Source organism: Pseudomonas sp. NPDC090755 (assembly GCF_044769005.1).
Lineage (GTDB): Bacteria > Pseudomonadota > Gammaproteobacteria > Pseudomonadales > Pseudomonadaceae > Aquipseudomonas.
Genome location: NZ_JBIVXC010000059.1, coordinates 1 through 2,024, shown reverse-complemented (window position 1 = coordinate 2,024; position 2,024 = coordinate 1). Strand labels below are relative to the sequence as shown.

Below are 2,024 nucleotides of genomic sequence, written 5' to 3'. Positions count from 1 at the left end.
AATAGCGCGGGCATATACCAGCAGCGGTATACCTCAGATGGTGTGGCGACTGGCGGGGAAATCAGGGTCAACACCACGACGGCCGGCTATCAGGAGCGTTGCAGCGTCGTAGCGCTGTCTGATGGTGGCTGGGTGGTGACGTGGCAATCTGCGGATCAGGACGGTTCGGGTTCTGGCATCTATCAGCAGTGCTACACCTCGGCAGGCGTACCTTCTGGAGGGGAAATCAGGGTTAACACCACGACAGTTGACGACCAGACATATCCTGTGGTAGCTGCATTGTCTGATGGTGGTTGGGTAGTGGCTTGGGCGAGCAATGCTGAGCCTTTCGCTGCGGGTTGGAATATTTCCCAGCAGCGTTACAATGCAGCTGGAGTCGCTATAGGCGTTGAAACCCGAGTTAACACCGCTTATGCGGCCAATGATCAGTGGATGCCGCAGATCATTGGGCTGTCCGATGGTGGTTGGCTGGTGACCTGGGAAAGTTTAGGGCAGGACGGCTCAGGTTGGGGGATCTTCCAACAACGTTACGACGCAGCAGGTAATGCAATACCTGTAGTACTTGAGGATTTACCCGTGATTTCCGTGGTCACTGATGATCAAGGCGGGGTCCAGGGTGAGCTACTTGAAGGTGCGCAGACGGATGATACGAGCCCAAGCTTGTCCGGCACGCTAAGCGCTGAACTGGCTGATGGTGACACTTTGCAAGTGTTCCGCAACGGGGTGGCGGTGGGTATGGCCAATGTCACTGGCACCAGCTGGAACTTCCAGGACAGCGGCCTGGCCAGCGGCACTTATGGTTACACGGTAGGTGTGCACCATGCCGATGGCTCTGATGATCCGCAATCGGCCCCGCGTACGCTGACGGTGTCCCCGGCCGCAGCAATGTTGATGATGACTGATCCTGGAAAGGATACTCAGGTCATTACGGCGCACGAAATCAGCACCTTGACTGCGTCTGCCGAGCAGGGTGACGGGTTGCGTCTGGAGCACGATGTTCTGGACTTCCAGAGCATGGGCTTCTCGGTGAACTTGCGTGAGGCTCATCTGTCCTCCAAGGAAGAAGCCCAGCCTTGGGTCATCCGCATCGCAGATGTCAATGACATCAATGGCGACGGTATCCACGATCTGGCGATTGGCCTGCCAAAGCTCGATGCCAATGGCGTGGACTCAGGCGAGATGGTGGTCATTTATGGCCGTACAGCGGAACAAGGTGCTGTTGAAGTAGACCTCAATAACCTGGGCGCTTATGGCTTCAAGATGGAAGGCCGGCCGGGTGAGCAGCTGGGATCCTTTATTCAATCTGCAGATGATCAGGGCGCGGGTGGAGTGGCTAACGTCAAGGTGGCAGGAACCAATGCTTCTGAATCCGGGCCGGGTGAGGTGCATCTTGTCTACGGGCAAGCAGGAGGAGTGGACTTGCCAGATATCGATCTTGACAATCTGCACCACTAGTAGCTAAGGCCACAGGCATGGCAGGCGGTATCGCTCGTAGTGCCAGCTAGCCAGAAGCAAAAAAACGCCGTGATGATGCAAATCATCGCGGCGTTTTTTTTGTGTTTTGGGAAAGCAGTCGGGCCGTAACGGGGCAAGCGTCCGGCCAAGCCAGCTCCTACAGGGTCAGCGCCAACCCGCTGCCACAGGACTTTCATACAAAACCTAAGGCCCGGGTCATCGCCGTGTGCAGGCAGCGAATCCAGCCGCTCCCGGCTTTCCCGTACGACTGAAGTGGTCGTCGTGAAATGTTAAAAATGAGTCAGTATCGGTCAATTTGTTTTTTTGTCATTAGCGGAAAATTCTAATCCAGTAGTACAGACGGTCTGCTAAATCCAACCTCTGAGTTCACGTGCAAAGTATTAGAGGGGAAATTCGAGGATTCGGCGCAAGCTGAAAAACGGAGTTTCATTGTGATGCGGCAATTTTCATCTGAAAAGATTTAACAATTATGCTGCTATGACATTCGTTATAGCGTGGCGACTATTCATTTTTTTCTGTGAAATACGAAATATGCTGAAGCGTCAATT

General features: G+C 54.2%; 1 protein-coding gene. It reads left to right on the top strand.

Annotated features, from left to right (window positions below; all coding sequences use genetic code 11):
- Positions 1 to 1,455 (top strand): hypothetical protein (locus ACIQUS_RS27250; RefSeq protein WP_403054282.1); only part of this gene is annotated, 1,455 nt, incomplete at its 5' end.
- Positions 1,456 to 2,024: the final 569 nt, after the last annotated feature.